This window comes from Okeania sp. SIO2B9 (genome assembly GCF_010672505.1).
Lineage (GTDB): Bacteria > Cyanobacteriota > Cyanobacteriia > Cyanobacteriales > Microcoleaceae > Okeania > Okeania hirsuta.
This window is the reverse complement of the sequence record NZ_JAAHGK010000698.1, coordinates 1-4,066: the sequence shown is the minus strand read 5'-3', so window position 1 is coordinate 4,066 and position 4,066 is coordinate 1. Positions and strand designations below refer to the sequence as shown.

Here is a 4,066-nt window from a genome sequence, read left to right as displayed (position 1 = left end):
GAAGCTCAACTGAGCGAATATTTTTCTGTTAACCGTCATACATTGCGTAGGGCGATCGCCATTCTCAAAACTGAAGGGTTAGTGAGAGTCGATCGAGGTCGTGGGACTTTTGTTGTTGGTAGACCCATTAAGTATTTTATAGGTAAAAGGGTACGCTATAATCAAACTCTTATTGCCCAAGGCCAAAAGCCTAGTTTTAGATTACTGCAAATGGTTGAAATACCTGCCGATGCTTCTATTGCTCAAGGATTAGAAGTAGAAGTAGGTACTCCTGTAGCTTTAATTGAACGTTTAGCATTTGCAGACGATCAACCTATTAATATTTCTAGTAGTCATTTTCCTTTAGATCGTTTTCCAGGAATTGTAGAGGAGGAAGCAATTGAATTTTTGCGAGAGAAAGGTTCAATTTCTAAGTTGTTAAGGGAAAAATATAATAGCGATCATATTCGTCGTACAACTCATGTTTATGCTCGTATAGTCAGACATGAAGATACTTCTCTGTTGGAAGTTCCTCTGAATCATCCTATTTTGTTAGCAGAGTCAATCAATGTCAATCAGGATGGCAATATTATTGAATATGGGGTGACTAGATTTAGAGGCGATCGGATGGAGTTAGTCTTTGAAAATGAATGAGCTTGAATATTTAAGATTGTTGAGAAAAACCTGAATCTTTCTTGATTTTTTCCAGCTGTTCCCATAGTTCCTGAATTTGCAGATAAGCAGATGTTGTTGAAATTTTTCCTGATGTTTGTAAACCACTGATATAATTTATTTTATGAGAAAATTCTTGTAATTTCGCATTGAAATTGATATTTGCTGGAGTTGCTTGTCCGTAATAGGGACTTTGTGGATATAGAAATTCATCCTTTTTCATTTCAGCTTTTCCTGAGTTTATTTCAAAAATTTTAAGTTTGTTTTTTATCTTAATATAAAGTATATTATATAAATTTTTATTTGCCAATGTTTAAAGTCTGTAATTTTAGTTAATAACTATTAACTTTTTGTCAAATAAATATACTTCTTTAATCCAATAAACACGATCTGGTAGTATACGAAGATTTGAAGATTGCCAATTTAGTTAAAAACCATCATTTAGCTAAGTCAATATCTGATGCAAGTTGATATCAATTTACAAAATGGCTTGAGTATTACCCTAAGTTACACGGGATTGTTTGTGTAGCAGTACCTCCCCATTTCACATCTCAAGAATGTTCAAATTGTGGTCGAACGGTAAAAAAATCATTGTCTGTTAGAACTCATAAATGCTTACATTGCGGTTATATATGTAGATAGAGACCATAACGCAGCAAGAAATATTCTAGCTAAAGGGATGGAGATGTTGGGAGTGATATTTAACAGTACCGAGGGGCACTCGGAAACTGGGGACAAAATCCCAAACGCTACAGGAGAGTTTGACCGCTGGATTGATAATAGCAATATTGTTAATGTAAGTCATTTCAATGAATGTAGAATCATCTTAGATGAGAATCCCGCATCATAATCTTAGATTTGATGCCGGGAGTATGTCAATTTTTGAGATTTAAGTAGACGGACATACATAATTAGTCATATCATGTCCGCACTTTATAGTTTGTGTAAACCCAAGGGTGAATATCTACAAAAAATTTAAGTTTTTTGGACTTTTAAGTCTTCTGTTCTAGATAACTAAAGCCTTCTTCCCTCTTCCTTAAAAATCTGGTTTTTAATCATGGAAAAGAAGAGCTGTAAAAAATCATATTTTAGGAAAATTTTATACCACTCCTCTATGAATTATCAATATTCAAGTAAACTTGATATAATTACCTAATTAAATATTTTTCCGGTCTGAATTATTTTCAGGGTCTGTACCTATTCCTAAATTTTTCTTAGAATTTTTCAACTGTTTCCAAAGTTCTTTGATTTGCTCGTAAGCTTCTTCAGGAGAAATTTTTCCACCAGTTTCTAAACCGCAAATTATACTTACTCGTTGAGCAAATTCTTGCAGATTTGAATTAAATACTAAGTTTTCTGGGGTAAAATCACCTTGATATCGACTGTGAGGATACAAAAAATCATCATCAATTGCCATAGTTTTTTCCTGATAAATATCCTAAAAGGGAACAGGGAACAGGGAACAGGGAACAGGAAATATAAGAATATTCCTACAAGTATACCTGACTATCCTCAAAAGTGCTGTAATTTCTATTCTCTATTGTTGATATCAAATCCGCTTAATTCGGCATAAAAAAATGTTCCATCTCCCCACACTCCCCACACTCCCCATCTAAATTACACTGATGCTACCGAAGAGGATAATACCTAGCTAAAAATTTCTCAGCATCAGAGCGATCGCTCACCACACCATCCAAAGTTGCAGTCAAAAGATCGTCCAAAATCAACTTAAACTCACGCCCCGGTTTATATCCCATTTCCTTCAAATCATTTCCATTCAAAACAGGTTTAACATTTGCCCACTGAGTCAAATATTGCCAAACCCTACGTCGCACCCAACGCTCACATTGTACCGCAATTAAAATCAACATCGGCAAATCGTACTTCCGCAACAACCACACCACCTGACTCGGACTATTACATTCTGGCAAACTATCCATAACCTTACCCTTTGCCAACTCCAACTGCTCCAGTCGTTTCACACTATCCACAGGCAACTGTAAATTTTTTCCCACCAAACCCCGGTATTCAGACTCCAAATAAGCAATCAAAACCTCCAACCGCATTTGCCAGTGAGATAAACTTTTCTGAGCATCAAAACGTTGCAAACACCTATCCATCAAACATACCTGCTGCCACAACTTCCGGTCTAACTCCAAAGTGCGATGAATACAACGCAACGCTCCCAAATTTCCCAATAACTTTAAAGCAGGTTTCCAATAATTAGCTTGCAAAATATATTTCAACTCACTTTTGAGTCGAGTTTCCAAAGCAGGCACCCTTCTATTTTTTTCCGCCTTCCCAATATTTTGGCGGTGATATACCCCACTATTAATAGCGTAACGAATATACTCTTCTGTTTTTGCTTCAATTTCAAATCCTAATCTCACAGCAAACCTTACCGCTCGATAGATACGAGTGGGGTCTTCAATAAAACTGTTGGCGTGTAACACCCGCATTTGCTTCCCCTGCAAATCTGACAACCCACCAAAAAAATCAAGCAATTCTCCAGCACGAGGTTCAGTCAATCTTGCTGCCAAAGCATTAATAGTAAAATCCCGACGATACAAGTCTTGACGAATTGAACTTGCTTCAACTTCTGGGTTAGCTGCTGGATAGGGATAAAATTCTGTGCGAGCAGTAGCAATATCTATCCACAGAGAGTCTAACACCGGGTCGTTGTGCCAAAGTAGGGCAGCAGTTTGAAATTGACCGTGAACTTCCAAACGTGCTGTGGGGTAAATTTTTTGCAATGCTTTTGCCAACTCCACCGCAGGAGCTTTTTCTGCTGACTCAGAGTGACAACCATCTACGACTAAATCAATATCTGTTAACAGTAGAGTCTCATCAAATTTTGATAATAATAAATCTCGCACCCCTCCACCAATTAGATATAGTTGCCAACCTCGTTTTTCTGCCAACTCAGCAACACAGGTGAGTAGTTGCCAAAGTTGAGGTGCAAGACGTTCTTGTAAAAGTTCGGCAATTGATTTACAAGTTTCGCCAGGTATACAACCAAGTTGTTCGTTTTGAGGGCGTTGTTGTTGATGCAATTCTCGTAAAACGTCGGTGCGGGTAACTATTCCGACTAAACGGTTATTTTCCAACACTGGCAACCGCCCAATATCGTAAGTAACCATCAATTCTTCAATTTCTTGGAGGGTGGTTTTTGGGGAAATAGTTTTGAGTTGTGGTGTCATGTAACCTTTGACTGGAGCATGACTAAAACCATGGTGGAGGGCGATGTCAATATCTCGCCGAGTAATAATTCCAACTAATTCTCTGGATGAGTCTACTACTGATAAACCAGAATGACCGTAACGTAATAGTATGCGATGAGCTTCTTCTATGGATGTCTCAGGAGGAATGGTGCGAACTGGAGATGACATCAAATCTCTGGCGGTGGGAGGTTGAG

At 37.7% G+C, this 4,066-nt stretch carries 4 protein-coding genes and 1 pseudogene; 2 read left to right on the top strand and 3 right to left on the bottom strand.

Translation table 11 applies throughout. The annotated features are described in order from the left end of the window. Window positions 1-633 (top strand): phosphonate metabolism transcriptional regulator PhnF (phnF, locus tag F6K13_RS21865; protein WP_287288362.1); only part of this gene is annotated, 633 nt, incomplete at its 5' end. A gap of 10 nt (window positions 634-643) precedes the next feature. On the opposite strand, the gene F6K13_RS21860 is transcribed toward phnF, so the two are convergent. After that, complete coding sequence (locus tag F6K13_RS21860) at window positions 644-961, bottom strand: hypothetical protein (protein ID WP_338043246.1); 318 nt, start codon at window positions 959-961, stop codon at window positions 644-646. Between the two features lie 74 nt (window positions 962-1,035). Between F6K13_RS21860 and F6K13_RS21855 the strand changes: the two are divergent. Continuing rightward, window positions 1,036-1,501: pseudogene (locus F6K13_RS21855) on the top strand (RNA-guided endonuclease InsQ/TnpB family protein); the annotation flags it as partial. A 306-nt stretch (window positions 1,502-1,807) separates the two neighbouring features. On the opposite strand, the gene F6K13_RS21850 reads toward F6K13_RS21855, so the two are convergent. Both F6K13_RS21850 and F6K13_RS21845 read right to left on the bottom strand, forming a co-directional pair. Then, on the bottom strand, window positions 1,808-2,068 hold the full coding sequence (locus tag F6K13_RS21850) for a hypothetical protein (protein WP_124146937.1): 261 nt from the start codon (window positions 2,066-2,068) through the stop codon (window positions 1,808-1,810). A 211-nt stretch (window positions 2,069-2,279) separates the two neighbouring features. Continuing rightward, window positions 2,280-4,066 (bottom strand): CBS domain-containing protein (locus tag F6K13_RS21845; RefSeq protein WP_287288360.1); only part of this gene is annotated, 1,787 nt, incomplete at its 5' end.

Excerpts from the sequence above, each read along its gene's own strand:
- F6K13_RS21850 (WP_124146937.1), bottom strand. The coding sequence starts at position 2,068 with ATGGCAATTGATGATGATTTTTTGTATCCTCACAGTCGATATCAAGGT.